The sequence below is a fragment of the Kitasatospora sp. NPDC002543 genome, assembly GCF_053594915.1.
In genome coordinates this window covers 55169-81098 of the sequence record NZ_JBSFWR010000005.1, presented here as the reverse complement: position 1 = coordinate 81098, position 25930 = coordinate 55169, and the positions used below count along the sequence as shown (strand labels likewise).

At 74.9% G+C, this 25930-nt stretch carries 20 protein-coding genes; 13 read left to right on the top strand and 7 right to left on the bottom strand.

All coding sequences use genetic code 11. The annotated features are described in order from the left end of the window. Positions 1 to 265: 265 nt before the first annotated feature. The 4 genes from ACWD4P_RS04050 (at position 266) to ACWD4P_RS04035 (ending at position 5510) form a co-directional block, all read left to right on the top strand. Positions 266 to 1501 carry a glycosyltransferase gene (locus ACWD4P_RS04050; protein WP_449778479.1) on the top strand — a complete coding sequence of 412 codons (1236 nt, stop codon included), beginning with the start codon at positions 266 to 268 and terminating at the stop codon, positions 1499 to 1501. Between the two features lie 230 nt (positions 1502 to 1731). Beyond that, positions 1732 to 2472 carry a DUF6461 domain-containing protein gene (locus ACWD4P_RS04045; RefSeq protein WP_449778478.1) on the top strand — a complete coding sequence of 247 codons (741 nt, stop codon included), beginning with the start codon at positions 1732 to 1734 and terminating at the stop codon, positions 2470 to 2472. Between the two features lie 603 nt (positions 2473 to 3075). Then, positions 3076 to 4656, top strand: coding sequence for an alpha/beta hydrolase (locus tag ACWD4P_RS04040; protein WP_449778477.1), 1581 nt, complete (start codon positions 3076 to 3078; stop codon positions 4654 to 4656). A 209-nt stretch (positions 4657 to 4865) separates the two neighbouring features. Beyond that, positions 4866 to 5510: a mycothiol-dependent nitroreductase Rv2466c family protein gene (locus tag ACWD4P_RS04035; protein ID WP_449778529.1), complete on the top strand. Its 645-nt coding sequence runs from the start codon at positions 4866 to 4868 to the stop codon at positions 5508 to 5510. A 105-nt stretch (positions 5511 to 5615) separates the two neighbouring features. Here ACWD4P_RS04035 and ACWD4P_RS04030 read toward each other — a convergent pair whose 3' ends face one another. Further along, a complete protein-coding gene (locus tag ACWD4P_RS04030) occupies positions 5616 to 6209 on the bottom strand; it encodes a DUF1707 SHOCT-like domain-containing protein (RefSeq protein WP_449778476.1) in 594 nt (197 codons plus the stop codon). Between the two features lie 266 nt (positions 6210 to 6475). On the opposite strand from ACWD4P_RS04030, the gene ftsH reads away from it, so the two are divergent. The 3 genes from ftsH (at position 6476) to ACWD4P_RS04015 (ending at position 10505) form a co-directional block, all read left to right on the top strand. Continuing rightward, the gene (gene ftsH / locus ACWD4P_RS04025) at positions 6476 to 8638 is read left to right on the top strand and encodes an ATP-dependent zinc metalloprotease FtsH (RefSeq protein WP_449778475.1); all 2163 of its coding nucleotides are present in this window, start codon (positions 6476 to 6478) and stop codon (positions 8636 to 8638) included. 65 nt (positions 8639 to 8703) lie between these two features. Continuing rightward, entirely contained in the window at positions 8704 to 9543 is an 840-nt protein-coding gene (gene nadE / locus ACWD4P_RS04020) for an ammonia-dependent NAD(+) synthetase (protein ID WP_359817579.1), read from the top strand. Beyond that, entirely contained in the window at positions 9540 to 10505 is a 966-nt protein-coding gene (locus ACWD4P_RS04015; protein ID WP_449778474.1) for an ADP-ribosylglycohydrolase family protein, read from the top strand. The genes nadE and ACWD4P_RS04015 overlap by 4 nt, the downstream gene beginning before the upstream one ends. A gap of 299 nt (positions 10506 to 10804) precedes the next feature. Here ACWD4P_RS04015 and ACWD4P_RS04010 read toward each other — a convergent pair whose 3' ends face one another. Beyond that, entirely contained in the window at positions 10805 to 11518 is a 714-nt protein-coding gene (locus ACWD4P_RS04010; protein WP_449778473.1) for a hypothetical protein, read from the bottom strand. Between the two features lie 320 nt (positions 11519 to 11838). Between ACWD4P_RS04010 and ACWD4P_RS04005 the strand changes: the two genes are divergently transcribed. Beyond that, the gene (locus ACWD4P_RS04005; protein WP_449778472.1) at positions 11839 to 12981 is read left to right on the top strand and encodes a YncE family protein; all 1143 of its coding nucleotides are present in this window, start codon (positions 11839 to 11841) and stop codon (positions 12979 to 12981) included. A gap of 114 nt (positions 12982 to 13095) precedes the next feature. On the opposite strand, the gene ACWD4P_RS04000 is transcribed toward ACWD4P_RS04005, so the two are convergent. Then, positions 13096 to 14769 (bottom strand): DUF885 domain-containing protein, encoded by a 1674-nt coding sequence (locus tag ACWD4P_RS04000; protein ID WP_449778471.1) that lies wholly within the window; start codon positions 14767 to 14769, stop codon positions 13096 to 13098. A gap of 178 nt (positions 14770 to 14947) precedes the next feature. Then, complete coding sequence (locus tag ACWD4P_RS03995; protein WP_359829351.1) at positions 14948 to 15376, bottom strand: DUF5997 family protein; 429 nt, start codon at positions 15374 to 15376, stop codon at positions 14948 to 14950. 58 nt (positions 15377 to 15434) lie between these two features. Between ACWD4P_RS03995 and ACWD4P_RS03990 the strand changes: the two genes are divergently transcribed. Both ACWD4P_RS03990 and ACWD4P_RS03985 read left to right on the top strand, forming a co-directional pair. Continuing rightward, entirely contained in the window at positions 15435 to 16265 is an 831-nt protein-coding gene (locus tag ACWD4P_RS03990; RefSeq protein WP_449778470.1) for a LysR family transcriptional regulator substrate-binding protein, read from the top strand. A 54-nt stretch (positions 16266 to 16319) separates the two neighbouring features. Next, positions 16320 to 16901, top strand: a complete 582-nt coding sequence (locus tag ACWD4P_RS03985; RefSeq protein ID WP_449778469.1) for a DUF421 domain-containing protein — start codon at positions 16320 to 16322, stop codon at positions 16899 to 16901. 62 nt (positions 16902 to 16963) lie between these two features. Here the strand turns inward: ACWD4P_RS03985 and ACWD4P_RS03980 are convergent, their stop codons facing one another. Both ACWD4P_RS03980 and ACWD4P_RS03975 read right to left on the bottom strand, forming a co-directional pair. Then, the gene (locus tag ACWD4P_RS03980; RefSeq protein WP_449778468.1) at positions 16964 to 17692 is read right to left on the bottom strand and encodes a rhomboid-like protein; all 729 of its coding nucleotides are present in this window, start codon (positions 17690 to 17692) and stop codon (positions 16964 to 16966) included. 94 nt (positions 17693 to 17786) lie between these two features. Continuing rightward, complete coding sequence (locus tag ACWD4P_RS03975) at positions 17787 to 19136, bottom strand: cytochrome P450 (protein ID WP_359829354.1); 1350 nt, start codon at positions 19134 to 19136, stop codon at positions 17787 to 17789. A gap of 331 nt (positions 19137 to 19467) precedes the next feature. Between ACWD4P_RS03975 and ACWD4P_RS03970 the strand changes: the two genes are divergently transcribed. After that, on the top strand, positions 19468 to 20871 hold the full coding sequence (locus tag ACWD4P_RS03970; RefSeq protein WP_359829355.1) for an amidase: 1404 nt from the start codon (positions 19468 to 19470) through the stop codon (positions 20869 to 20871). Between the two features lie 63 nt (positions 20872 to 20934). Here ACWD4P_RS03970 and ACWD4P_RS03965 read toward each other — a convergent pair whose 3' ends face one another. After that, complete coding sequence (locus tag ACWD4P_RS03965) at positions 20935 to 22878, bottom strand: FUSC family protein (RefSeq protein ID WP_449778467.1); 1944 nt, start codon at positions 22876 to 22878, stop codon at positions 20935 to 20937. 453 nt (positions 22879 to 23331) lie between these two features. On the opposite strand from ACWD4P_RS03965, the gene ACWD4P_RS03960 reads away from it, so the two are divergent. Both ACWD4P_RS03960 and ACWD4P_RS03955 read left to right on the top strand, forming a co-directional pair. Next, entirely contained in the window at positions 23332 to 24486 is a 1155-nt protein-coding gene (locus ACWD4P_RS03960; protein WP_359821671.1) for a phytanoyl-CoA dioxygenase family protein, read from the top strand. After that, positions 24468 to 25811 (top strand): DUF6271 family protein, encoded by a 1344-nt coding sequence (locus ACWD4P_RS03955; protein ID WP_359821674.1) that lies wholly within the window; start codon positions 24468 to 24470, stop codon positions 25809 to 25811. Before ACWD4P_RS03960 ends, ACWD4P_RS03955 begins: the two co-directional genes overlap by 19 nt. Positions 25812 to 25930 lie beyond the last annotated feature (119 nt).

Here is a 25930-nt window from a genome sequence, read left to right as displayed (position 1 = left end):
GGGGTCCGCGAACGTGGCGGACCCGCCACCCGGGAAGCGTCCGGCGGGCAGCCGGGCAGCCACGAAGGGGTGGGTTGCTCCGGGGCGGCCGTTGCGGCTGGTTCGGGGGAGCGGGTCGGACCGGGCGGCCAAAAGGAAGGGCGAGCAGAACCAATCCCCCTGCCACTATCAAGCTATACCGTGCCCCGGGGCTTGCGGCAAGGCCCCCGTCATGTCGCAGAATCCCGGCCGTAAGGCCATGACCTGCGGGAACGGGAGTCGTGAAATGCGTGTGTTGATGACGACGTGGGGATCGCGGGGGGACGTCGAGCCGCTGGCCGGGCTGGCGGCGGCATTGCGGGGGCTCGGCGCGGAGGTCCGGGTGTGTGCGCCGCCGGACGAGGAGTTCGCGGCGGTGCTGGCGCGGGCGGGAGTGCCGCTGGTGCCGCTCGGCCCGTCCGTCCACTCGGTGGTCGCCGGCCCGAAGCCGCCGACCGCGGAGGACGCGTTCCGGCTCGCCCGCGAGCTGGTGGCCGCCCGGTTCGAGACGCTGACGGCCGCGGCCGAGGGCTGTGACGTGCTGCTGGCGACCGGGCTGATGCCGGCCGGTGCGCGGGACGTCGCGGAGAAGTACGGCCTCCACTACGTGTTGGCCTGCTTCCACACCCTCGGACTGCCCTCGCGGCACTTCCGGCCCGGTCAGCGGCCGGGCACGCCGTCCCCGGCGGGCGAGACGGACTACCGGAAGCTGTGGGAGCAGGACGCCCAGAGGGTGAACGGGCTGTACGGGGAGGCGCTCAACAGCCTCCGGGCGGAGCTCGGCCTGCCGCCGGTGGAGAACGTCCGCGACCATGTGTTCACCTCGCAACCGTGGTTGGCGGCGGACCCGACGCTGTGCCCGTCTGCGGGCATGACGGAACTCGACGTCCTGCAGACCGGGGCGTGGATCCTGCCCGACGACCGCCCGCTCCCGGCCGACCTGGAGGCGTTCCTGGACGCCGGTGAACCACCCGTGTACGTCGGCTTCGGCAGCATGGCCGCCTACGCCCCGGAGGGCATCGCGAAGGTGGCCGTCGAGGCGGGCCGCGCGCACGGCCGCCGCGTGCTCCTCGCTCGCGGCTGGGCCGGACTCGCCCCGATCGACGACCGCGAGGACTGCCATGTCGTCGGGGAGGTGAACCAGCAGGCCCTGTTCCGCCGGGTGGCCGCCGTCGTCCACCACGGCGGTGCGGGCACCACGACGACCGCGGCCGTGGCGGGCGTGCCGCAGGTGATCGTCCCCCGGATCGCCGACCAGCCCTACTGGGCGGGCCGGGTGGCCGAGTTGGGCATCGGTGTGGCCCACCTCGACCGCGCGCCGACCGTCGACTCGCTCTCCGCCGCGTTCGCCACGGCCCTGGCGCCGGAGACTCGGGTGCGGGCGGAGGCCGTCGCGGGCGGCATCCGCACCGACGGGGCGACGGTGGCCGCGAAGCTGCTGTTCGAAGCCGTGGGCCAGAAGGTGCCGGCCGTGGCCGGGTGAGGTCCGGCCCCGGTGCCGGTGCCGGTGCCCGTGATCTGTGAACGGCGGCTGGGGCCGGGTGAGTCAGGCTCCGAATCGGTCTCCTTCCGATCGATCAGGGGCGGATGTCGGTCTGCGCGCGGCCGGTTCCGGCGGCGATCACGCGAGCGGCCGCCGGGTGTCGGCCCGGTCGGTTAGGGTGCCCACCGGCGCGCCCGGTCACCGCAGGCCGTGCGCGAGGGGAGGGCGGCATGACCGAGGGCACGCACGGGGGAGCCGAGCAGGACGGCGACGGCATCCAGTGGCTCGCGGAGATCGGCCGGTCGAGCACCGGTCGGCCGAGCACCGGTCGGCCGAGCACCGGCCGGTCGTCAACGGGTGGGAGCGGTACGGACGGTGAGGTCGGCGGCGTCGTCTTCGCCCGGGGGATCACGCCCGAGGAACTCGCCCGCCGGATGGGCGCCGATCCGGCCACCGCGACCGAGCCGATCAGTGACACCGAGATCCGGGACCTGGACATCGAGGTCTACCGCCCCGGTGACGACGGGGACGGCGTGATTCGGGTCGGCGCGTGCGCCGGCTGGACGTTCGCGATCGAGTACGGCGACTCCACCGGAGGCGAACTGCTCACCGAGATAGCGCGCGACGGAGCCGAGGTGGTGCACTTCCGCCCGATGCCGGAGCAGCGGCCGGCCCTGCTCGACTACGCCCGGGACGGCGCCGTGCTGTGCGGCTTCGGCCTCGGCGAGGAGCGCTGGCGCTGGGGCCAGGAGCCGGACCTGCTGGTGCCGGACCTCGTCGCCGCCGGAGTGCTGGAGGCCGACGGCGTGACCTCCTGCGCTCCCGGGCGGCAGCCCGACGGGGCCGCCCGCCGCCGCACCCTCGGCGCCGTCGAGCGGCGCTTCGGGCTGAGCCTGCCCCGGGGAGCCCTCGGCGGGCTGCGGCTGCCGGCGTACGCGGTGCGGGGAACCCCGGGCATGGCGCTGCGCTGAGGGCGTGCGCCGACGACCGACGAGGCCGAGGGTACGGGGACCGCTGCGGAGGCCTGCGCGGAAGACAGCGAACAGTGCGAGGCGCAGGACCGGAAACAGAGACGGAAACAGAGACGGAGACAGGGGCAGCGACAGCGACAGCGCGGGGGGCGGGAAGAGAACGGTCACGACAGGGCTCCTTCCGGGGCCCCGGACGGGGCCCCGATGGCGTTCATCCTTGCGCGGTGCAAGGCCGTCGCACATGTGCCGATCGGGAGGTTCCCCGGGCGTGACCATGCTCTCCACCCTGCCGATCGGCAGGGTGGAGAGCCGGAGCGGGCGGCCGGCCCGGAGACGGGCTCGCAGGGAGGCGGGGCAGGGCGGAGGCGCGCCCTCCTCGCCCGGCCGGACTGGCCGTCACCCGGTCGGCCGGTGGCAGTCGGTTCGGCGCACGCCCCCCGTCCGGAGGTCTCCGCAGAGCATCGCCGGGTCCGGGCCCCTAGGGTCTGTGGTGCGTCGACGAACCGAGCGCCGGGCGCACGCCGCCCCGCAGCGGGCCGGAGCGTCCGGCGGGCCCGAGACCGCGCCGGGGTACCCGGCCGACCGAGAGGTGGACCCGACCCCATGCACACCGTCGTCCGTGGTGCCGGAGCGCTCGGCCTGACCGTCCTGCTGCTCACCGCCGCCACCGGTTGCCAGGGCGACGCTTCCTCCGCCGCCGAGCCCGCCCCGGCCACCGGCGCGGCGGCAGGAGCGGGCGCCGCCGCCACCGGATCGGCCGCCCAGCCACTGGACTGGCACGCCTGCGCCGCCCCCACCAGCGCGCAGGGCGAGGGCACCGCGCCCGCCGTCGACTGGCAGTGCGCGACGCTCAAGGCCCCGCTGGACCACACCAAGCCGAACGGCACCATGATCGACCTCGCGCTGATCCGCAGCCGGGCCAGGGACGAGCAGCAGCGGATCGGCTCGCTGCTGTTCAACTTCGGCGGCCCCGGCGCCTCGGGCGTGGCCACCCTGCCGGCCCTCGCCGCGACCTACTCCTCCCTCAACTCCCGCTACGACCTGGTGAGTTTCGACCCGCGCGGAGTGGGTGCCAGCGCCGGGGTGACGTGCCTGGACGACCGGGCGATGGACGCCGCGACCGCCGCCGACAGCACCCCCGAGACCCCCGGCGAGGTGAAGGCGCTGGACGACAGCAACGCCCAGTTCGCCGCCGCCTGCGAGCGCAACTCCGGCCCGGTGCTGCCGTACGTGGACACCGAGAGCGCCGCGCGCGACATGGACCTGATGCGGCAGGCGCTGGGCGACGAGAAGCTGTCCTACTTCGGCATCAGCTACGGCACCCAGCTCGGCGGCGTCTACGCCCATCTGTTCCCGCAGCAGGTCGGCCGGATGGTGCTGGACTCGGTGGTCGACCCGACCAAGGACCCGCAGCAGTCGGCGCTCGGCCAGGCCCAGGGCTTCCAGCTCGCCCTCGCCGACTTCATGAAGGCGTGCGCCGCCCAGGCCGGAGCCACCTGCCCGACCGGCACGGGCGGGGACGAGGGCACCGCGAAGGTCGCCGCGCTGGTGCAGAAGCTGGAGCAGTCGCCGCTGCCGACCGCGCAGGGGCGGCAGCTCACCGAGAGCCTGGCGGTCACCGGGATCGCGGCCGCGCTGTACAGCCAGGAGTCCTGGCCCGCGCTGGCCGCCGGGCTCACCGAGGCGATGGAGCAGGGGACCGGCGACACGCTGCTGAAGCTCGCCGACGCGCTGAACGGGCGCGACGCGCAGGGCCACTACAGCAACCTGAACGCCGCGAACCGGGCGATCAGTTGCGTGGACGCCCGGCAGCGCTACTCGGACCAGGACGTGCAGCAGCAGCTGCCGCAGTTCCGCGCCGCCTCCCCGGTCTTCGGGGCGTACACGGCGTGGGGCCTGACCGGTTGCACCGGCTGGCCCGTTCCCGGCCGGACCGCGCACCCCGAGGTCTCCGCGCCGGGGGCCGCCCCGGTCCTGGTGGTCGGTACCACCGGAGACCCGGCCACCCCGGTGGAGGGCGCCCGGACGATGGCGCAGCAGCTCGGCGCGGGCGTCGGCGTCACCGTCACCCTGCAGGGCGAGGGGCACGGGGGCTACAACACGGGCAACGCGTGCCTGAAGCAGACCGTGGACGCCTACCTGTTGGACGGCACGGTGCCGGCGGACGGGACGACGTGCGGTTGAGCGGTTGAGCGGCCGGGGAGGCGGGGAGGCGGGGAGGCAGGGAGACCGGGGTGAGGTGCGGCCGGATGGTAGGCCGGGCGGGAAAGTGGCCCACTGGATCATCCGTTGATTGGCTCTGGAGAGTGGGCCAGTCCGGCGCTAGCCTCTCCGGTGTGACGATAAATATGACGAATGATGTGGCGAGCGACGTGACGGCCACCGCGCCCGACCTGGACCAGCGCCCCGGCAACGGCCGCACGACCGACAACGACACCGTCAAGGTCGACTTCTACTTCGATCCCGTCTGCCCGTTCGCCTGGATCACCTCCCGGTGGATCCTGGAGGTCGAGCGACAGCGCGAACTCGACCTGAACTTCCGGGTGATGAGCCTGTCCGTGCTCAACGAGGGCCGCACCGACCTGCCCGAGCGGTACCAGCGCCTGATGACCACCGGCTGGGGCCCGGTGCGGGTCTGCATCGCCGCCGCCGAGCAGCACGGTCCGCAGGTCCTGCGCGCGCTGTACACGGAGCTCGGCACCCGGCTGCACGACCAGGACCGGGCCGCCGACGACGCCCTCCTCCGGGAGGCGCTGGCGGCGGCGGGCCTGCCCGAGGAACTGGCCGGGGCGGCCGACAGCACCGCGTACGACGAGGCCCTGCGCAAGAGCCACCACGAGGGGATGGACCCCGTCGGCGAGGAGGTCGGCACGCCGACCATCCACGTGGACGGCGTCGCGTTCTTCGGTCCGGTGCTGAGCGCCGTGCCGCGCGGCGAGGACGCCGTGCGGGTCTTCGAGGGGGTGCGGCTGCTGGCCGGGTACCCGAAGTTCTTCGAGCTCAAGCGGACCCGGACGGGCGGGCTCGACTTCGCCTGAACCGCCTGAACCGCCTGAACCGCCCGAACCGCCCGAACCGGACCGGCGACCCCGCCCGGCGGCCGGCGGTCGGCGACCGGCCAGCGGTCGCCGCCCGCCGGGTCGTCAGTTCCGGCGGCGCTGCTTGATCTTGATCGGTCCCGACCGCGGGTGGCCGGTCACGGTCAGCGTCGGGCAGCCGGGCTCCGCGAGTTCGGCGGCCTTGTTGACGATGTTCCCGGTGTTGGTGCTCGACGGGTCGATCCGAACGCCCCAGCCGCGCGGGACGATCAGCCGGATGTGGCCCATGCCGGTCGACGCCGTGACCGCGATCTCCCGGTGGGCGCACACGGCCTCGGTGAAGTCGATGGTGAGCAGGGAGATCCTGGTCTCCGCGACGATCCGGCGGGGCACGGACCACCGGCCGCCCTGCGTCAGGTTGTTCATCCGGGGCCGGAGCACGAGGACGTCCTTCGTCGCGGACTCGGCATCCGCCCCGGCACGGCCGCCGAGGTCCGCCACCAGGGCGTCGAGTTCGCGGTACGTGCGGGCGGCGTAGGCCCGGTCGAGCCGCTCCTCCAGCTCCCCGAGGTCGATGCGGCCCTCGCCGGCGGCGATCCGCAACTGTTCGGCCACCGCCTCCCGGTCGCTGTCCCCGGCCCGGGGTTCCACGGGGGCCTCGGCCGGCCCGGGTATCGCGGGCAATTCCTCGTTGACCATGTGGCTACTCTAGGTCACGGACCGCTCGGGCCGACAGCTTGATCATCAACTCACCGGGCCCCGTTGCTCCTTGCGGCGGGAGGGGCGGCCGGAGCGACTGCCGGGCCCCCTACCCGCCCCCGGCCCGGTGTCGAGCGGGCCGTAGGAGCGGGCCGTACTCCCCCGAGTGGACCGCAGTCACCCCCTCCGGGCTCCCGTCCGGGCGCCGACCGACCGACCATGGAGGGGCGGAGGCCGTCGGGCCCCGCGAGAGGCGGTGAGCGTGGATGATCGTACGAATCCGGCTGCGCGCTGCCCGTCAACCCGCGACCCCACCCGGCCCCGGCCCCGGCTCCGGCCGCAGCTCCGGCTCCGGTCCGGGCCCCCGCCAGGGCTGGGGCCAGCCACGGGGACCCGGCCAGGGACGGAACCAGGGCCAGGGCGGCCCCGGGGGCCCCGGCGGTCCGGCCAAGCCCCCGCCGCCGTCGTGGCGCCGCTGGCTGCTGCCCCTCGCCGTACTGGCGACGCTGCTCCTGGTGGTGCTCTTCTCCAACCCCGGCAAGCCCGGCACCCGCTTCGGCTACACCGACTTCGTCAACCGGGTCGACGCCGGCCAGGTGCAGACCGTGGACGTCAGCGACACCGGCGGGGTGAGCGGCACCCTCAAGGACGGCACCCACTTCACCAGCCAGATCCCCACCGCCCTGGACACCTCCCGGCTCAGCAGCGCGCTCTCCGACCACCACGTGACCGTCACCGGCAGCCGGAGCAGCAGCGGCGGCTCGATCTGGTCCACCCTGCTGCTGTTCCTGCCGCTGCTCGTCTTCGGCGCGCTCTTCCTCTGGTCCGGACGGATGGCCGCCCGCTCGCTGGGCGGCGGCCTGAGCGCCATCGGGCGGTCCCGGGCCAAGATCATCGAGGCCGAGCGGCCGAACACCGGCTTCGCCGATGTCGCCGGGTACGAGGGGGTGAAACAGGAGGTCAGCGAGGTGGTCGACTTCCTGCGCAGCCCGGAGCGGTACGCCGCCGCCGGGGCCAAGGGGCCACGCGGTGTGATCATGGTCGGGCCGCCCGGCACCGGCAAGACGCTGCTCGCCCGGGCGGTCGCCGGCGAGGCCTCGGTGCCGTTCCTCTCGGTGACCGGCTCCGGCTTCGTCGAGATGTTCGTCGGCGTCGGCGCCTCGCGGGTCCGCGACCTCTTCGAGGACGCCCGCAAACGCGCGCCGTCGATCATCTTCATCGACGAGATCGACGCCGTCGGCGGCCGCCGCGCGGGCGGCACCCGGCTCGGCGGCAACGACGAACGCGAACAGACCCTGAACCAGCTGCTCGCCGAGATGGACGGCTTCGACCAGAGCACCGGCATCGTCGTCATCGCCGCCACCAACCGCCCCGACGCCCTCGACCCCGCCCTCCTGCGCCCCGGCCGCTTCGACCGGCAGGTCACCGTCCCGCTGCCCAACCAGGCCGAGCGGGCCGCCATCCTCGCCGTGCACGCCAAGGGCAAACGCCTGGGCCCGGACGTCGACCTCGGACGGCTCGCCCGCGGCACCCCCGGCTTCTCCGGCGCCGACCTCGCCAACCTGGTCAACGAGGCCGCCATCAACGCCGTGCGCGCCGACCGGGCCACCCTCACCGCCGACGACCTCGACGCCGCCCGCGACCGGGTGCTGCTCGGCCGCCGCGAGTCCTCCAACGCCCTGCTCCCCGAGGAACGGCACGCCGTCGCGGTGCACGAGTCCGGGCACGCGCTGGTCGCCGCGCTGTGCGAGCACGCCGACCCGGTCGCCAAGGTGACCATCCTCCCGGCCGGCGTCGCGCTCGGGGCCACCGAGCAACTGCCCGAGGCCGAACGGCACCTGTACAGCGAGGGCTACCTGACCGACCTGATCACCGTCCAGCTCGGCGGCCGGGCGGCCGAGCTGGTGGTCTTCGGCGAGGGCTCCACCGGCGCCGCGAACGACCTCGCCAACGCCACCTCCGTCGCCACCCGGATGGTCCGCGAGTTCGGCCTCTCCCCGGAACTCGGCCCCGTCGGCTACTCCAGCGGCACCCCCCACTACCTCGGCGACAGCCCCGAGGACCTGCTGCGCCGCCCGTACTCCGAGCAGACCCAGCACGCCGTGGACGAAGCGGTCGCGGGCCTGCTGCGCCGGGCCGAGCGGCGGGCCCTCGACCTGCTCGCCGAACACCGGCACCACCTGGACGAGCTGGCGGCGCTGCTGGTGGCCCAGGAGACGGTGGACGGGCGGGTGGTGCTCGACATCCTGGCGCACCCGGCGCCGGGCCCCGACGGGCCGGTCTCCCTGCGGAAGCCGGAGGAACCGGAGGAGGAACCGGAGGAGCCGGAGACGCTGGAGGAGCCGGAAGAGGCGGAAGAGGCGGGGGGAACGGGCGGCCCCCGAGGGCCCGAGGGGCCGGCGGAACCCGGGGAGGCCCCCCGCCCGTGACGGCCGCCCGGGTGATGGTCGTATCCTCGTGACCGCGTCCTGTGCCACCGTCCCGAGGAGTCGGAATGACCGAGCCCCTGCCCGCCGACGTCCAGCGGGAGATCGCCCGTGCCCTCGGAGTCGTGCCCGTCCCGGACCCCGCGAAGGAGGCCGAGCGCCGGGTGGAGTTCCTGGCCGAGCAGCTGCGGACCACGGGCGCGCGCAGCCTGGTGCTGGGCATCAGCGGCGGCGTCGACTCCACCACCGCCGGGCGGCTCTGCCAGCTCGCCGTCGAGCAGCTGCGGGCCGAGGGCCGCGAGGTGACCTTCACCGCGATGCGGCTGCCGTACGGCGTCCAGGCGGACGAGGCGGACGCCCAGCTCGCGCTCGGCTTCATCCGCGCCGACGAGGTGCTGACCGTCGACGTCAAGCCCGCCACCGACGGCGCGCTGGCCGCGCTGAAGGCCGCCGGCCTCACCTACTCCGACCACGGCCACGAGGACTTCGTCGGCGGCAACGTCAAGGCCCGCCAGCGCATGGTGGTCCAGTACGCGGCGGCCGGCGCCAAGGGCGGACTGGTCGTCGGCACCGACCACGCGGCCGAGGCCGCCGTCGGCTTCTTCACCAAGTTCGGCGACGGCGCGGCCGACGTGATGCCGCTCTCCGGCCTGACCAAGCGCCAGGTGCGGGCGGTCGCCGAGGCGCTGGGTGCGCCGGCCGAACTGGTCAAGAAGGTCCCGACCGCCGACCTGGAGAACCTCGCCCCGGGCCGCCCCGACGAGGACGCCCTCGGCGTCAGCTACGACGCCCTGGACGATTTCCTGGAGGGCATGCCGGTCAGCGAGGAGGTCTTCCGCACCGTCCTCGGCCACTACCGCCGCACCGAGCACAAGCGCAACCTGCCCGTCACCCCGCCGGTGGCATGACCGGCCCGGTCGACCGCGCTGACCGCACCGACCGTGCCGACCGTGAGGCCGGGGCCGTCCTCGGGGCCGCCGTGGGCGACGCCCTCGGGGCGCCGTACGAGTTCGGCCCCGCCGACGCCTTCTCCGCCCGCTTCCCGGACACCCCCGGTGACCTGGTGGCGGGCGGCGGCTGGGCGCGCGGCGAGGCCACCGACGACACCCAGATGGCCGTCCTGGTCGCCGAGTCCCTGGTCGAGCGGGGCGAACTGGACCTCCCGGACGTCTTCGACCGGTTCCGCCGCTGGGCCGATGCCGGGCCCAGCGACATCGGCATCCAGACCGAGACGGTCCTCGGCAGCGGCCTGCCCTGGGACACGGCCGCCGCCGCCCACTTCGCCGACACCCTGCACGCGGCCGGCAACGGCGCCCTGATGCGGGCCTCGACCCCTGCCGTCGCCTTCGCCCGCGCCGGGCGGAGGGCCACCATGGACGCCGGCCGGCGCATCGCGGCGCTGACCCACGGCGACCCGGCCGCCTGGGAGGGCACGGCGATCTTCCACGAGCTCGTCAGGATCGCGCTCGACGGCGCCGACCCACTGGCGGAACTCCCCGCCGTCCTGGCCCACGTCGACCCGGAGCACCGCGAGCGCTACGCCACCGTCCTCGCCCCCGACTGGCACCCGGACCGCGCCACCGAGGCCAACGGCGCGGTCTGGCCCTGCCTCGGATCGGCGGTCTGGGCGCTGCGCACCGCCGGGGGCTTCGAGCAGGCGCTGCGCGCCGTGATCGACCTCGGCGGGGACACCGACACCGTGGCGGCCGTCACCGGGGGCCTGGCCGGGGCCCGGTACGGCCTGGCGGCGATCCCGGAACGCTGGACCGGGCCGCTGCACGTCAGGCTGCCCGGGTTCGGCGGGCGGGTCCTGCGGCAGCCTGAACTGCTGGACCTGGCCCGCCGGTTGGGGGACTGGGTGGTCCGGTAGGGATGCCGTTGCGGCCGGTTCGAAGCGGTCGAGCGGTGGGCCGGCCGGTCTCCGTCGGTGTCGGCCTCCGCGGTCGGGGCGGAGCTTGAGCGGGCGGGTCCTGCGGCAGCCTGAACTGCTGGGCCTGGCGCGCCGGTTGGGGGACTGGGTGGTCCGGTAGGGCCTGCCGGGGGCTGCCGTCGCGGCCGACCGGGAGGCGGGCGGGGCCGGGAGGCGGCCTGCGACGCGCCGGGCCGGGCATCGCCCGGCGCCGGCGGATGCCGCTGCGGCCGGTTCGAAGCGGTCGAGCGGCGGGCCTGTCAGTCCCCGTCGGCGTCGGCCTCCGCGGTCGGGGCGGAGCCCGAGCGGACGGCGAGCCTGGTCTCGGCGGTGGTCCAGTCGGTGGCGATCGCCTGCTGGACGGCCGCGAGGGTGACCTGGCCCTTGCAGAGCGCGGTGTGCAGGTGGGTCTCCACCGAGTCCTTGGGGTTGTTCGGGCCCTTGCCCGGGACGTGGCCGGGGGAGGGCGGCTCGACCCACAGGTTGCGCGGGTCGTTGGGGTCGCCGCCGAGCTGGAGGCTGATCAGGTGGTCGTACTCGGCGTCGCCCATCGGGCCGGTGTAGCCGTAGGACCTGGCGTTCTCGGCCTTCTCCTTGCCGGTGATGTTCGCCGGGGGCCGGATGGTGGAGGTGTAGCCGCCCGGCTTGCAGATGGTGTCCTTGAGGTTGTCCTGGGTGACCGCCGGGCTGATCGCGCCCGGGGTGCAGGCCGGGTCGGGCAGCGGCTGCTTGTCCGCGGTGTAGCGGTAGTGGCAGCTGCCCGGCGCGGGTTGCGGCTGGACGTCGTAGCCGCTCTTCGGGCCGGGGCCGGTGGGGATCGCGGCGGCGGGCGGGGCGGCCGCCGCGTTGCCGGGGGCGGATCCGTGCGCGGACCCCTTGGCGGCGTGGTCGGCACCGGGGGAGCAGCCGGCGGCCGCGGCGGCGACCAGGACGGCGGCGGCTATGGCCAGGGTGCGGCGGACGGAAGTCGGCACGGGGTCCTCCGAGGGGTGGGCGGGCGGCGGTCAGCGGGCGTGCCGGGGCCGCGCGTGCGGACACTACCGTGCCGGTGGGGCTCGGGGGATGACGCCACGTCCGGGCGGGTGAAGCCTTTGCCGGGCGCGCGGAACCGTTTCCGCGACGCGGCCGGATCCGGCCGCCGCCGTGGCCGGTTCCGGTTCTGTCGACGGCGTGAAGGAGCTGTGTTCGGACGGAGCGGGTCCGAGTCCGGCCGAACCGTTCCGGGGCTCGGTGGCCGTGTCGTAGCCTGACGCGGACGCGGCGGGGCCGCGATCAGACCGGCGGGAGGGGAAGCATGAACGGGCTTGTGCGGAAGGCGCGTTGGCTTGGCGCGGTGGTGGCGGCGGGGGCGCTGCTGGTGGCCGGGACGGAGGCGGCGGCAGCCGGGCCGGCCGGCCCGGCTGCGACGGTCCGGCAGGGCGTGGTGCCGGCCGGACCGGCCTCGGACACCGTCGCGCTGGGTGCCAGGGGCGAGTCGTTCGCCGTGAGTCCGGACGGCACCCGCGCGTTCGTGGTGGCGAGTTACGACATCGACCCGGGCCACGGGGCCCGCGTGGTGCGCGCCCTCGACCTGCGGACCGGGGCGAGCACCGACCTGCTCACCGTCTCGTCCTTCGACACGGTCGGCCGTCCGACGGTCAGCCCGGACGGCAGCCGGGTCTACCTGACCCACGGCTGGGACCTGCTGACCTTCGACGCCGCCACCGGCCGGCTGCTCGCCCGGGTGGCCACGCCCGACCAGCCCCGCCCCGGGGCGATGAGCAAGGGTGCGCTGAACGCCGTCACCGTCAGCCCGGACGGCACCCGGGTCTACCTGTCCCAGTACGGCCCCTGGGGCGTGCGCCTGGGCAGCCGGGCCGGCCGGGTGCTCGCCTACGACCCCGCCGGGCGGGCCTTCACCGGCAGCGTGACCCTCACCGGCTACACCGTCGACCGGGTGGTGCTCGGCCCCGGCGGCACCGACGCCTGGGTCGGCACCGCGGACAACCTCTACCACCTGGACGTCGAGGGTGCCGTCCCGGAGGTCATCGACCGGGTGGCGGACTTCGGCTCCGCCGAGGCGGTCCTGCCCGCCCCCGACGGCCGTACCGTCTACGCGAGCGGGTACCGCGAGTGGGGCGCCGTCTCCCTCGACACCCTCGACCCGGAGACGAACACCTTCCGGCCCGGCTTCTCGCTCGGCGCCTCCGACAGCGGCCCCCAACTGCTGGGTGCGAGCCCGGACTTCCGTCGGCTCTACGTGTTCACCGGCGCGCGGACGGCGCGGTCCGCGCTGCTGTCGTACGACCCCGCGACCGGCGCGGCCGTTCCCGGTGAGACCGTCACCGGCTTCGGGCTGGACTCCGTCGTGCAGGCCCAGCTCGGCGCGGACGGGCGCACCCTCCACCTGGCCGGTCTCAGCGGCACCGACTCCGTCCTGCGGACCGTCCGGTTCTGACGGCCGTGACCCCGGGCGGCCGCACCCCCCGTCGGTCGGAGGCGGAACGGTGGCCGGACGCGGAACGGTGACCGGACGCGGAACGGCGTCCGGCCGCCCGGGGCGCGCCGCGGGTCAGTGCTCCAGGATCCAGTCCGTCACCAGTTCCTCCAGCACCCCCAGCGGCAGGCTGCCGTGCCCGATCAGCGCGTGGTGGAACTCCCGGACGTCGAAGCGGGCGCCGAGCACCGCCTGGGCCCGTTCGCGGTGCCGCACGATCTCCTGGCGGCCGATCAGGTAGGCGGTGGCCTGGCCGGGCCAGGCGATGTAACGGTCGATCTCGTTGCGGATGTTGGCCTCGGGGGTCGCGGTGTTGGAGCGCACGAAGGCCATCGCCCGCTGCCGGGACCACCCGTAGTGGTGCATCCCGGTGTCCACCACCAGCCGGACCGCCCGCAGCGCGTCCAGGGAGAGCATGCCGAACCGGGACAGCTCCGAGCCGTACAGCCCCATCTCGTCGGCGAGCCGCTCGGTGTACAGGCCCCAGCCCTCGACGTGGGCGGTCAGCCGGCCGCTCGGGTTGCGCCGGAACCGCGGCAGGTGGTCCAGGGTCTGCGCGACGGCGATCTGGAGGTGGTGGCCGGGCACGCTCTCGTGGAAGGCGATCGCCTCGTACTCGTAGGTGAACCGGGTCTCCGGGCGCAGGGTGTTGATCCAGTGGGTGCCGGGGAGGCCGCCCGGACCCGGCGGCTGGTAGTAGGCCAGTGGTGCGGTCTCCGCCTCGATCGGGTCGATCTCCCTGGTCACGCAGTCGGCGATCGGGTACGGCCGGAACCAGTCCGGGGCGGCGCGGCGGGCCCGGTCCAGGGCGGCGTCCACCAGGGCGACGATCTCGGCCGCGCTGCCGAAGCGCAGCGAGCGGTCCTCGCGCAGCGCGGTCAGCACGGCCGCCGGGTCGGTGGTGCCCAGCACCTTGCCGCCCAGCTCGGCGAACTCCTCGCGCAGCCCGGCGAGGGCCTCCAGGCCGGTCCGGTGCACCTCCTCGGGGGTGAGCCCGGGCCGGGTGAAGCGGGCGACGGCGTCGGCGTAGCCCTCGGCACCGCCCGGCACGTGGCAGACGCCGGCCTTGTCGTCCGGCCGGGCGCCCGGGGCCAGCTGCCGGGCCAGTCCGGCGCGGAAGCGGGCCACGGCCGGGCGGACGGCGTCGCGCACGATGGTCCGGGCGCGTTCGAACTCCGGGCGGCCGGCCAGCGGCCGCAGCAGCCTGTCCTCGGCCGGGGCGGTGGCCAGGTGGGCGTCGAGCTGGGCGACGGCGGCGTCGACCCCGCTGCGCAGCGGGCGGCGGCCCTCGGCCGCGGCGTCCAGGGTGCGGGCGAGGACGGCGTCGAAGTAGTCGGGCAGGGCGGCGAGGCGCTCCAGGTAGGAGTCGGCGCCCTCCTGGTCGACCGAGGTCATGGCGAGCGCGTTGAAGGCCTCGTTCTGCGGGGCGACGATGGTCGCCGAGACGCTGAACTCGTCCAGTCCGTGGGTGATCCGGCCGATGCCGTCGTCGATCAGCCGGGTGAGCACCCGGTGGGTGGTCCGGTCCTCGCCGGCCAGTGCGGTGAGCGGGATCGCGGCCAGCCGCTCGGCGAAGCCGCTCAGCGTTTCGCGGTGGCGGTGCGCGGCCTCCCGGGACGGGTCGGGCGCCAGGTGGGCGTAGCCCTCGACCCCGCCGAGCGTCGCGTCGAACGGGTCGTGGGCGTTCTCGGCGGCGAAGAACTCGTCCGCGAGTGCGGCGATTGCGGCGTGCTGAGGCTGCTCGATCACTGGTCGCTCCCCCGATGCGGTGTACCGCGGCGCGGCGTCCTGCCGCACCCGACCCGGCCGATTATTCGGAGCGACCGGTGGCCCGGTCAATACGCCCTGATGGGAAGGGAGTTCCGCGCCCCTCCGGCACCGTTCGCCGACGGTGCGACGACGGTGCCGGGGGAGGGGGAGGAGCGGGTCAGCCGGCCTGGGCGGCCTTCGCCTCCTTGGCGGCCTTGGCGGCGGCCTCCTTCTCGTGCTTCTCCTTGATCCGGGCGGTCTCCTTGCGGACGTCCACCTGGTTGGCGCGCTCGTGCTGGAGCCAGAGCGGGTTCTCGGCCCGGATCGCGTCGATCTGCTCGGTGGTGAGGGCCTCCGTCACCCCGCCGCGGGCCAGGCCGGAGATCGAGATGCCGAGCCGGGTGGCGATCACCGGGCGCGGGTGCGGGCCGTTCTTGCGCAGGTCCTGGAGCCACTGCGGCGGCTCGGCCTGCAGCGCGTTCAGCTCCTCGCGGGAGACCACGCCCTCCTGGAAGTCGGTCGGCGCGGCGTCGAGGTAGATCCCCAGCTTCTTGGCCGCCGTGGCCGGCTTCATGGTCTGGCTGGTCTTCTGCTTGAGCGATGTCATGGTGACAAGGGTAAGGGAGTGCGCGGGCGCTTCCGGTCACGGTCGGTAGCCTTGCCCTGTGACAGACATGCAGGTGAACCCGTCCTTCCGGCTCGTGTACGTCCCGGGCGTGACCCCCGGCAAATGGGTCCGGGTCTGGGGCGAGCGGCTCCCGGACGTGCCGCTGGACCTCCTCGCGGCCCCGTTCGGCGAGGCCGAGCGCACGCTGCGCGAGGGCGGCGCGGACGCCGGGCTGGTCCGGCTGCCGGTCGACAAGGACGTGCTGAGCGCGATCCCGCTCTACACCGAGACCACCGTCGTGGTCTTCCCCAAGGACCACTGGCTGGCCGCCGCGGAGGAGGCCACCCCGGCGGACCTGGCCGACCTGGCCGAGGAGGTGGTCTTCCACCCGCTCGACGACACCCTCGGCCTCACCGCCGAGACCCTGCCGGGGCGCCCCGCCATCGCGCGCCCGGACACCACGGAGGACGCGATCGAGCTGGTCGCGGCGAACGTCGGTGTGCTCCTGGTGCCGCAGTCGCTGGCCCGGCTGCACCACCGCCGGGACCTCACCTACCGGCCGGTGGCGGAGGCGCCGCAGTCCCAGGTGGCGCTGGCCTGGCCGCAGGAGCGGACGACGGACCTGGTGGAGGAGTTCATCGGGATCGTCCGCGGCCGTACGGTCAACAGCTCGCGCGGGCGCGGCGCCGGGCAGGCGGCGCCCGAGGCGCAGCCGAAGAAGGCGGCGGCCGGCCGGGGCAAGCCGCAGCAGCAGAAGGCCGGCGGCCAGCGGACCGGCGGGCAGAAGGCGGGCGGCCAGCGGGCCGGGGTGCAGAAGGGCGCCAGGGGCGGGGCGCCGAAGGCCGGCGGCCGGGGCGCGGCGGCCCGGCGCGGCAAGCCGAAGCGCTGACCGTGGCGTAGCGTCTGCCCCGTTCCCTTCAGCCGAGGTGGGAGGAGCGGGGCAGTGTGGCACGACCTGGTGGCCGTCCAGATCCCGATCGTCGAGAAGGTCCTCCGCACGATCGCCGTCTACGCGCTGATCCTGGTGCTGTTCCGGATCGCGGGCAAACGCGGGCTCGCGGGGCTGAACACCTTCGACATGGTGGTCGTCTTCCTGCTCTCCAACGTGGTGCAGAACGCCGTCATCGGCAACGACAACAGCCTGCTCGGCGGCGCGATCGGGGCGGTCACCCTGGTCGCGGTGAACGCCGGCGTCACCCGCTGGCTCGCCCGTGACCCGAGGGCCGCCCGCATCCTGGAGGGCACCGCCACCACCGTGGTGGAGGACGGCAGGCTGGTGCCCGGCGCGCTGCACGACCTGGCGCTGCGCCCGTCCGAGCTGGAGCACGCCGTCCGGGTCCAGAACGGCGACGACCTCGACGAGGTGGCCCGGGCCCGGCTGGAGCCGGACGGGCAGCTGCTGGTCGAGCTCAAGGCGGACGAGCAGAACGCGACCCGCGGCGACGTCGAGGACCTGCGGCGCCGGCTGGCGGAGATCGAGCGGCTGCTCGCCGCGATCGCCGCGGACCGCCGCCCGCCCCGCTGACAGGCTCGCGTCCCGCGTTCCCGCCGCGGGCGCCCCCGCCGCCTCCGCTCGTGCGGGCGCGGTCAGCGGCGTGTCGGCACCGGGTCGGGGGCTTCGGCGCGACGGCGGCGGGCGGTGGCGACGGCCACCGCGGCGGCCAGCGCGAAGCCGAGGGCGGCGGCCAGGAGGTGGCCGACGGTGGTGAAGCCCGGGAGCGGGCCGGGCCATTCGCCGTCACCGGAGAGCGGCCAGGCGACGACGAACGCGGCCCAGGGCAGCCGGGCCCGGCGCGGCACGGCGAGGGTGGCGAGGGCGAGGACGGTCTGGGCGCCGTAGCTGATGCCATAGTCCGAGGCCTGGCGCACGCTCTCCGGGTACCAGCCGTGGCGCAGGGCGAGCAGGATCACCGCGGCGGTGACCAGGGTGGCGCCGATGTGCCCGCCGAGGAAGACGGCGGCGGCGCGCAGGCTGCCGAAGCGGCGCTCGGTCCAGGCGAGGCAGCAGCAGACGCCGAGGCCCAGGGTGATCAGGGTGCTGCCGAAGCCGGTGGAGAGGATCTCGGTGAGGGTGCCGTCGAAGAGCAGCGCGCTGCCGAACAGGGCGGTGACCGGGTGGTCGTGCAGGTTGTCGAGGTTGGTGCTGATGTGGTCGCGCAGCGCGTCCGCCCGGTCCGGGGAGAGCAGCTCCTCCACCCAGACGTGCCCGGCCAGGAGCAGGAGGACGTAGCCGGAGGTCAGCGGGGAACGGCGTGGATACGTCCGGGCGGCGCGGAGCAGCCGGGGCAGGAGTTCCCGTGGGGTCGGAGCGTTCATGGTGTGGTGGCGTCCCGGTCGAGCGGCTCGGTTCCGGCCGGCGCCCGTGCGGCCGGCCACGCCGGGACAGTACCGAAGCCCGGTGGCGGCCCGGTCAGCGGACCCGGCGGGTCAGCCGCGCGGTGAAGGGCCGGGGCGCGAGGGAGGAGCCGCGGACGGGGCGGACGGGCCGGCCGGGGGTGGGGGTGACGGTCCAGTGGGCGGCGATGGTGGCGATGGCGAGGACGGCCTCGGTGGTGGCGAAGGCGTCGCCGATGCAGCGCCGGGCGCCGAGGCCGAAGGGCGTGTAGGTGCCGGGGGCGGGACGGGCGGTGGTGAGCCAGCGGTCGGGGTCGAAGCGGTCGGGGCGGGGGAACAGGTCGGCCCGGCGGTGCAGCAGGTAGGGGCTCCACAGCAGGGTGGCGCCGGCCGGGACGCGGTGGCCGCCGAGCTCGGTGTCGGTGGTGGCGGTGCGGCTGAGGATCCACGGCGGCGGGTAGAGCCGCAGGGTCTCGCTGACGATCCGGGCGGTGAGCGGGAGGGCGGGCAGGTCCTCGTGGCGGGCGGGGCGGCCGTCCAGGACGGTGTCGAGTTCGGCGTGCAGACGCGTCCGGACGGCCGGGTTGGCGGCGAGCAGGGTCCAGACCCAGGAGAGGGTGGCGCCGGTGGTCTCGGTGCCGGTCAGCAGGAAGGTGACCACCTGCTCGTGGACCTCGGCGTCGGACAGGCCGCGGCCGTCCTCGTCCCTGGCGGCGAGCAGGGTGGAGAGCAGGTCGTGCCGGTCGGTGCCGACGGCGCGGTGGTCGGCGATCAGCCGCCGGGTGATCTCCCGCAGGTCCTGCCGGGCCCGGCGGAAGCGGCGGTTGGCGGGGGTGGGGAGGCGGTCGGTGCCGGGCAGCGGCAGCATCACCCACCGGCCGACGCCGCGGGCGACCACATCCATGCTGCGGTGCACCGGCAGCGAGCCGGCCCGCTCGTGGGCGGCGAACAGGCAGCGGGCGGTGACGGCGGTGGAGAGGCGGTACATGGCGTCGGGGACGTCGATCACGTCGCCGTCGCGCCAGTGGGCGGTGGCGCCGGCGATCTCCTCGGCCATGAGCGCGGTGTACGCCGGCGACCGGTCGCGGTGGAACGCGGGCTGCAGCATGCGCCGTTGGCGCCGGTGGGCGGCGGCGGGGCAGGTGGCGAGGCCGTTGCCGAAGACCTCCCGGGCCTTGTCGAGGAGGGGGCCGCCCTTGTCGAAGGTGCGGTCGTCGGTGAGCAGCCGGTGGACCAGCTCGGGGTGGCAGACCACGTACGCGGGGAACGGGCCGAGCCGCAGCCGGACGAGGTCGCCGTGGGCGGGCAGGCCGGCGACGAACTCGTGCGGGCGGCGGAGGAGGGCGGGGGCGTGGCCGAGCAGGGGGAGGCCGCCGGGGGCGGTGGCCGCGGTGAACCGGGTGGTGGGGAAGAACGGGGTGGGCACGGGCGGCACCTTGGTTCGGGCGGGAGGACCGGGACGAACAGCGAACGTGATCTTTCCCGACGGCGTGCGGCGAAACGATCGTGGACCGGCGGACGGGGTGAACGCGGGGGCGCGGGCCGAACGGTCGTGCGCCCTTCGCGACCTGAGGGTCCGCCAGGAACCGGCGCTCCGGAGCCCGGCCTGGTGGCGGCCGCCGGTCGTGCCTACACTCGAAGCCTTGCGAGACTACCGGTCAGTAGGGTTGGCTGGACGCGACCGGGGCCGGGCGGGTGCGGCCGGGCGGGTGCGATCGCCGGACGGTGCGACGTCCGGCAGGGAGTGGGGAGTTCGGATGACCGACGAGCGGGTCCACGCGTTCGCCGACGACGCCCTGGGAGCCCACGACGCGGTGGCGCTCGCCTCGCTGGTCCGGGCCGGTGCGGTCAACCCCCGGGAGCTGGTCGCCGCGGCCGTCGAACGGGCCGCCCGGGTGGACGGCACACTGCTGCCCGTCGCCCACGCCTCGTACGACAGCCCGCGGATCAGCCGGGAGGGCATCGGCGCTCCGCTGTGGGGCGTACCGACCTACCTCAAGGACAACGTGGACCTGCGCGGCCTGCCCACCGGGATGGGCAGCGAGGCCTTCCGCGCCCGCCCGGCCCGCCGCAACGCGCGCTTCACCGACCAGTTCCTCTCCACCGGGCTGGCCGTCATCGGCAAGACCAGGCTGCCCGAATTCGGCCTCAACGCCTCCACCGAGTTCGCCACCGCCCAGCCGGTGCGCAACCCCTGGAAGCCCTCGCACTCGGCCGGCGCCTCCTCCGGCGGCGCGGCGGCCCTGGTCGCCTCCGGGGTGGTGCCGATCGCCCACGCCAACGACGGCGGCGGCTCGATCCGCATCCCGGCCGCCTGCTGCGGGCTGGTCGGACTCAAGCCCACCCGGGGCCGGCTGGTCGCCAACGCCCAGAGCGCCGGACTGCCGATCGACCTCGTCACCGACGGCGTGCTGACCCGCTCGGTGCGCGACACCGCCGCCTTCCTCGCCGCCGCCGAGCGGCACCGCGCCAACCCCGCGCTGCCCCCGCTCGGGCTGGTCGAGGGGCCGGGCCGGCAGCGGCTGCGGATCGGCCTGGTGGTGGACTCGCCGATCGCCGAGACCGACGGCCCGACCCGGCAGGTGGTCGAGGAGACCGCCGCCCGGCTGGAGGCGATGGGCCACCTGGTCGAGCCGACCACGCTGCCCTTCGGGGAGGAGTTCTCCCAGGACTTCGTCGGCTACTGGGGCTGCATCGCGTGGGCCATCGCGGCCACCGGCCGGCTGCTGATCGACCCGAGCTTCCGGGCCGGGAAGCTGGACGGCCTGACCACCGGGCTGCGCCGCCGGTTCCAGGCGCAGTTCCCGCGCACCCCCGGCCTGCTGCGGCGGCTGCGCCGGGCCGAGGACGTGTACGCGGGGATCTTCCGCGGCCACGACGTGATCCTCTCCCCGGTGCTCGCCCACAGCGCCCCGCCGATCGGGCACCTGAGCCCGAACGTGGACTTCGACGAGCTGATCGAACGGCTGATGCGCTACGTCGCCTTCACCCCGGTCAACAACGTGACCGGCGGCCCGGGCATCGCACTGCCGGCCGGCGCCACGTCCGGCGGACTGCCGATCGGGGTGCACCTGTCGGCGGCGCACGGGCAGGAGCGGCTGCTGCTGGAGCTGGCCTTCGCGCTGGAGGCGGACCGGCCCTGGCGCCGGATCCAGGACTGAGCCGGGCGGAACCAGGGACCCGACCCGACCCAGGCCGGGCGGACCGGTGAGCGGACCCGGCCCTCACGGCGACGGCGCCACCACCACCGCCCGCGCCGCGTGCACCTCGTGGTGCAGCCGGGCGAGCGCGCAGTGCGGCGACAGCACGTCCGGCTCCGCCGCCGGCAGCGGCTCGCCGGTGCGCAGCGCCTCGGCCAGGCCGGCCAGCTCCCCGGCGACGGCGGCGACCTCGGCGGGGGTGGGCACCGGAGCGCCGTGTTCGATCCGCACCCGGGTGGCGGTGGTGGCGTCCACGATCCGCTCGACCGCGATCACCACCGGCCACCACGACTCCGCCCGGGCGCCGACCGGCGGCGGCTCGGTGAGCGCCCGCTGGAACTCGCTGCGCACCGTGGACAGGTCCCGGTAGAGCCGCCGCCGGTAGCGGGCGCGGGCCGGCTCGTCCCGCCCGGGCGCGGCGGTGAGGGCCAGCGACACGTACGCGGCGGTGTCCTGGACGGCGTCGGCGAGGCGGTCGCCGATCCGGGTGTGCCAGGACTCCGGCCACAGCAGGTAGCCGACCAGCAGGGCGATGCCGCAGCCGATCAGCGAGTCGTAGAGGCGGGGCAGCACCAGGTGGAAGCCCTGGTGGTTGAGCAGGTCGGAGAGCAGCAGGATGACCGGGGTGATGGCGGCGGTCTGGAAGGCGTAGCCCTTGGCGGACAGCGCCGGGATCAGGGTGGCCAGCACCGCCATCACCGGGACGTCCCACCAGCCGTGCGGCACCTCGGCGAGCACCGGGATCGCGATCAGCAGCCCGGCCGCGGTGCCGAGCGCGCGCAGCACCGCGCGGGAGAACACCGAGCCGAAGTCGGGCTTCATCACGAAGGTCACGGTCAGTGCCACCCAGTAGGAACGGGGCACCGCGATCACCGAGACCAACACCTGCGCCAGCCCGATGCACAGGGCCAGCCGCAGCCCGTACCGCCAGGACGCGCCGGACAGCAGCAGCGCCCTGGCCGCCCGCCGGGCCCGGACCGCGAGGCGCGCGGGCCGGCCGAGCCGGTCGTCGGCGGCGTACGGGTCGGGCGCGTCCTCGTGCACCACGGCGGCGGCGTGCCCGATCGCCTCGACCAGCGCGCGGGTGGACGGGCCGGCCGGGACGGGGAGGCCGAGCGGCGGGGCGGGGCCGCCGCGGCCCTGTTCGACGGCGTCGGCCAGCCCGCGCACGGCGGCCGGGTAGCCGTCGGGCAGCGGGCCGGACCCGGGCGGGCGCAGCTGCGCCGCCGGGGCGGCCTCGACCACCGGGATCACCGCGTTGAGCTGGGCGAGCAGCCGCACCAGGGTGGGGGAGCGGCCGTGCCGGCGGGCCCGGCGGGCGAGCAGCAGGTCGTAGGACTGGTTGAGTGAGCGGGTGAGCTCGCGGCGGCGGACGTCGTACGCGGGGGTGCCGGCGGCGGCCAGCAGGTCGGCGGCGGCCCGGTAGGTGTCCGCCACCACCGCCCGCTCGGGGACGCCGACGCGCAGCGGCCAGGCGAGCAGGGTCAGGGCGAGCACCAGCAGGCCGCCGAGCAGGAGCAGGGCGGGCGGCAGCCACCAGGGGGAGGGCAGCGGCAGGCCGGCCCCGACCACCGCGTTGAGCAGCAGGAGCAGTCCGGAGACGGAGGCGACCGCGCCGATCGAGGAGATCATGCCGGAGACCAGGGCGACGGCGGTCACCGTCGCGACGGCCGTCCAGCCGGTGCCGAACACCAGGGTGCCGAACAGCATCCCGAGGGCGCCGAACAGCTGGGGCACGGCGATGTTGAACACCCGCATGCGGTAGGCGTCGGCGGTGTCCCCGATGACTCCGGACAGCGCGCCCATCGACACCAGCGCGCCGTAGCCGGGCCGGCCGGTGGCGGTGCCGACGGCGAGCGGGGCGGAGAGGGCGACGGAGGCGCGGGCGACCGCCGCCCAGGGGATCGGTGCGGCCCGGGGCCGCAGGCTCTCGGTCAGCCACGGGGGAGCCGTCAGCACGCGTGCCATGTGCCCAACGTACGGCGAGCCCGGTGAGTTCACCGTTTCGCGGTTATGTCAATTCAGGAAACATACCCCCGCTTATGTCAGCCGCCGAAACATAAAGCGAACCCCGCGAAGCGCCGTGAACTGCGTTGATTTCCCAATCGGTAACCCGCAGGAAAGGGTTGACACCATTAGTTGGTCTAGTCCAACGTATGGGGAGTGCGGTTCGGCAAAGGCTGATGCGGGGTGAGGGGCCTTGCCGGGCGGGAGAGTTGGCCGCCTGACGTGGCACTGTTCCGCGCTCGCGGACCGAATCGGGAAGGGTCGTGTGCGGACGGCCCTCCGTTCCGCACCCGAATTCCCGTTGCGGCCGGTGACCGGCCGTCGACTCGCCGTGCCCGCGCCGTGCCCGCGCCGTGCCCGCGCCGGGCGCGCGACGAAGCGCTGCGCCGACTACGAACCATGGAGTGACTGCCCATGCCGAGACCTGCCCCGCACACCGGCGGACCCACCGGCGAATACCTCTACCGGGCCGCCTCGGAGCGCCCCTACTTCAGTGCCGACACCGAGAGCTACCTCGCCCCGACGGCGCTGCGCGAGATCCGCAAGGAGCGCCCGCTGCGGGTGCTCTCCGAGGAGGACTACGCGTTCTGGCAGACCTACGGCTACGTGGTGGTGAAGCAGGCCGTCCCGGCCGAGGCCGCGCGCCGCCTGCTGGACTTCGCCTGGGAGTTCCAGGGACTGTCGCCGGACCGCCCCGAGGAGTGGTACCGCGAGCGCGACCACCGCGACGAACTCGACCGGCACCTGCACATCTACGGCTTCGTCGAGGCCTACCACCACCAGCTCATCTGGGACAGCCGCCAGGCGCAGCGCGTCTACGACGCCTTCGTGGACGTGTGGGACTGCGAGGAGCTCTGGGTCACCCTCGACCGGCTCAACCTCAACCCGCCCAACATCCGCAACCGCGACCGCGCGCTGATCGAGCCCACCGACCGGGGCTTCGACATCGAGCTGCACTGGGACGTCGACACCACCCGGAGCATGCTGCCGCAGCGCGTCCAGGGCATCATCGCGCTCAACGACACCGCCCCCGACCACGGCGGATTCCAGTGCGACCCGGAGCTGTTCCGCCGCTTCAACGAGTGGCAGGCCGCCCAGCCGGCCGACCGTGACCCGATCCGCCCGGACGTCGACCGCGCCGAGTTCCCCGTCGTGCGGCCCGAGTTGAGCGCCGGCGACCTGCTGATCTGGAACGGCCTGCTCGCCCACGGCGTCGAGCGCAACACCTCCGCGAACGGCGTGCGCGCGGTGCAGTACCTGTCGATGATGCCCGCGCTGGAGGAGTCCGAGAAGCTGCGCCGCTCCCGGGTGGAGTCCTGGCGCACGCTCGCCACCCCGGACTGGAACCGCACCCTGGTCGGCGACGCCGACCGGCCCGAGGCGCAGCGCTACGGAACCGCCGAACTCACCGAACTGGGAGAGAAGTTGCTCGGGCTGCGCTCCTGGAGCGGCAAGCCCTTCGACGAGCACCCGGAACACGGAGGGCACCCGGAACACGGGGGGCGCCCGGAACGCGGGGAAGACCGGTCGGCCGCCACGGGGGAGCGGGAATGCGCGACGTCTGCCTGACTCTGCCCACCAACCGCGAGTGCGCGGGCACCATCACCGCGGTCGGGGCCGAAGCCGCTTACGCCGCACGGCGGTTCGGAGTCCGGGTGCACCTGCTCGTGCTGGACTCCGCCGACCCCGCGAGCCGGAAGCGGCACGCCGGGGCCCTCGCCGCTCTGCCGGCAGTCGAGGGCGTGGTCGTCCACCACCTGGACGAGGATGCCCAGCGCGCCTTCCTGCGCGAGGTGGTCGAGCGCTCCGGAGCGGCCGGCGGGGCCGGACCGGACCGACTGCTGGAGCTCATGCTGCCGGACGCCGTCTCCTACGGTGCCTGCACCAACCGGGCGTTCCTGCTCGCCGCCGCCCTCGGCTGCGAGTCGGTGCACCGCCGCGACTCCGACAGCCGTTACCAACTGCTCGACGGCGAACCGGTGTTCCCGATCGAGCATGAGCTGGCCACGCTCGGGCTGAAGGCCGCCGACGCGGCCGCCGCCGTCACCGGGAACAGCCTCGACCCGGCCCACGCGGACAAGCCGGTCGTCCTGGTCGGCGCCTCCTTCATCGGCGAACTCTCCGTCGATGTCGGCGAGATCCGCGAGCTCGACCCCGAGGTCCACCACGACGTGGTCGCGCTCTGGGCGCCCACCGGGGCGAGCGAGGAGGAGAAGCGCGACCTCGTCGCCGACTCCTTCACCGGCGGCGGCACCGAGCCGTTCACCACCGACCGCGCGGTGCTGGACCTGCCCGATATCTGGCGCATCGACATGTGCAACATCGGCCTCCACCACGAGGTGTACGAACGGGTGCCGCTGCCGCCCGCCACCGACACCATCGGCAGCGACTACTTCCTGCACCACCTGGTGCGTGACGCGACCCTGCCGGGCGTCACCCACAACCGCCACATCGTCAACTACCACACCCCGGAACGGCGCACCGGCCCCGGCTTCACCGCCTACCAGCTGCGCTACGCCAAGTTCCTGCTCTCCATGCTCTACCTCTACCCGGTGTACGCCGAGATGGAGGCCGCCGGCGACGCCCTGCTGGACGAACTGCACCACGTCCGCCCCGAGGCGGTCGCCGACTCCGCCCGTCGCAGCGCCGCGACGGACCGTGCGGAGAACCACCGCAGGCTCGCCGAGCTCGACCGCTGCTACCGGCGGCTCGGCGGGAAGTACGCCGAGTTCGCGGACCACCTGGCGCCCCAGCGGGCGCGCCTGCTCGACGAGGCGCAGGCGGACATCGAGGACTTCGCGGCGCTGATCGACGCGTGGGGCCCGCTGGTGCGGGCGAGCAAGGCCACCGCCGCCGACCGGCTGCCGCGCCAGCCGGACGGGAACCCCACGTGACACGTCAGACCAGCAGTCAGACCACCGGCCATGCGACCGGCCATGCGACCGGCCGTGCCGTCGGCCGTACCGCCGGCCCCGGGACGGGCCGCGGCCCCGGCCACCCGCCCGCCCACCGC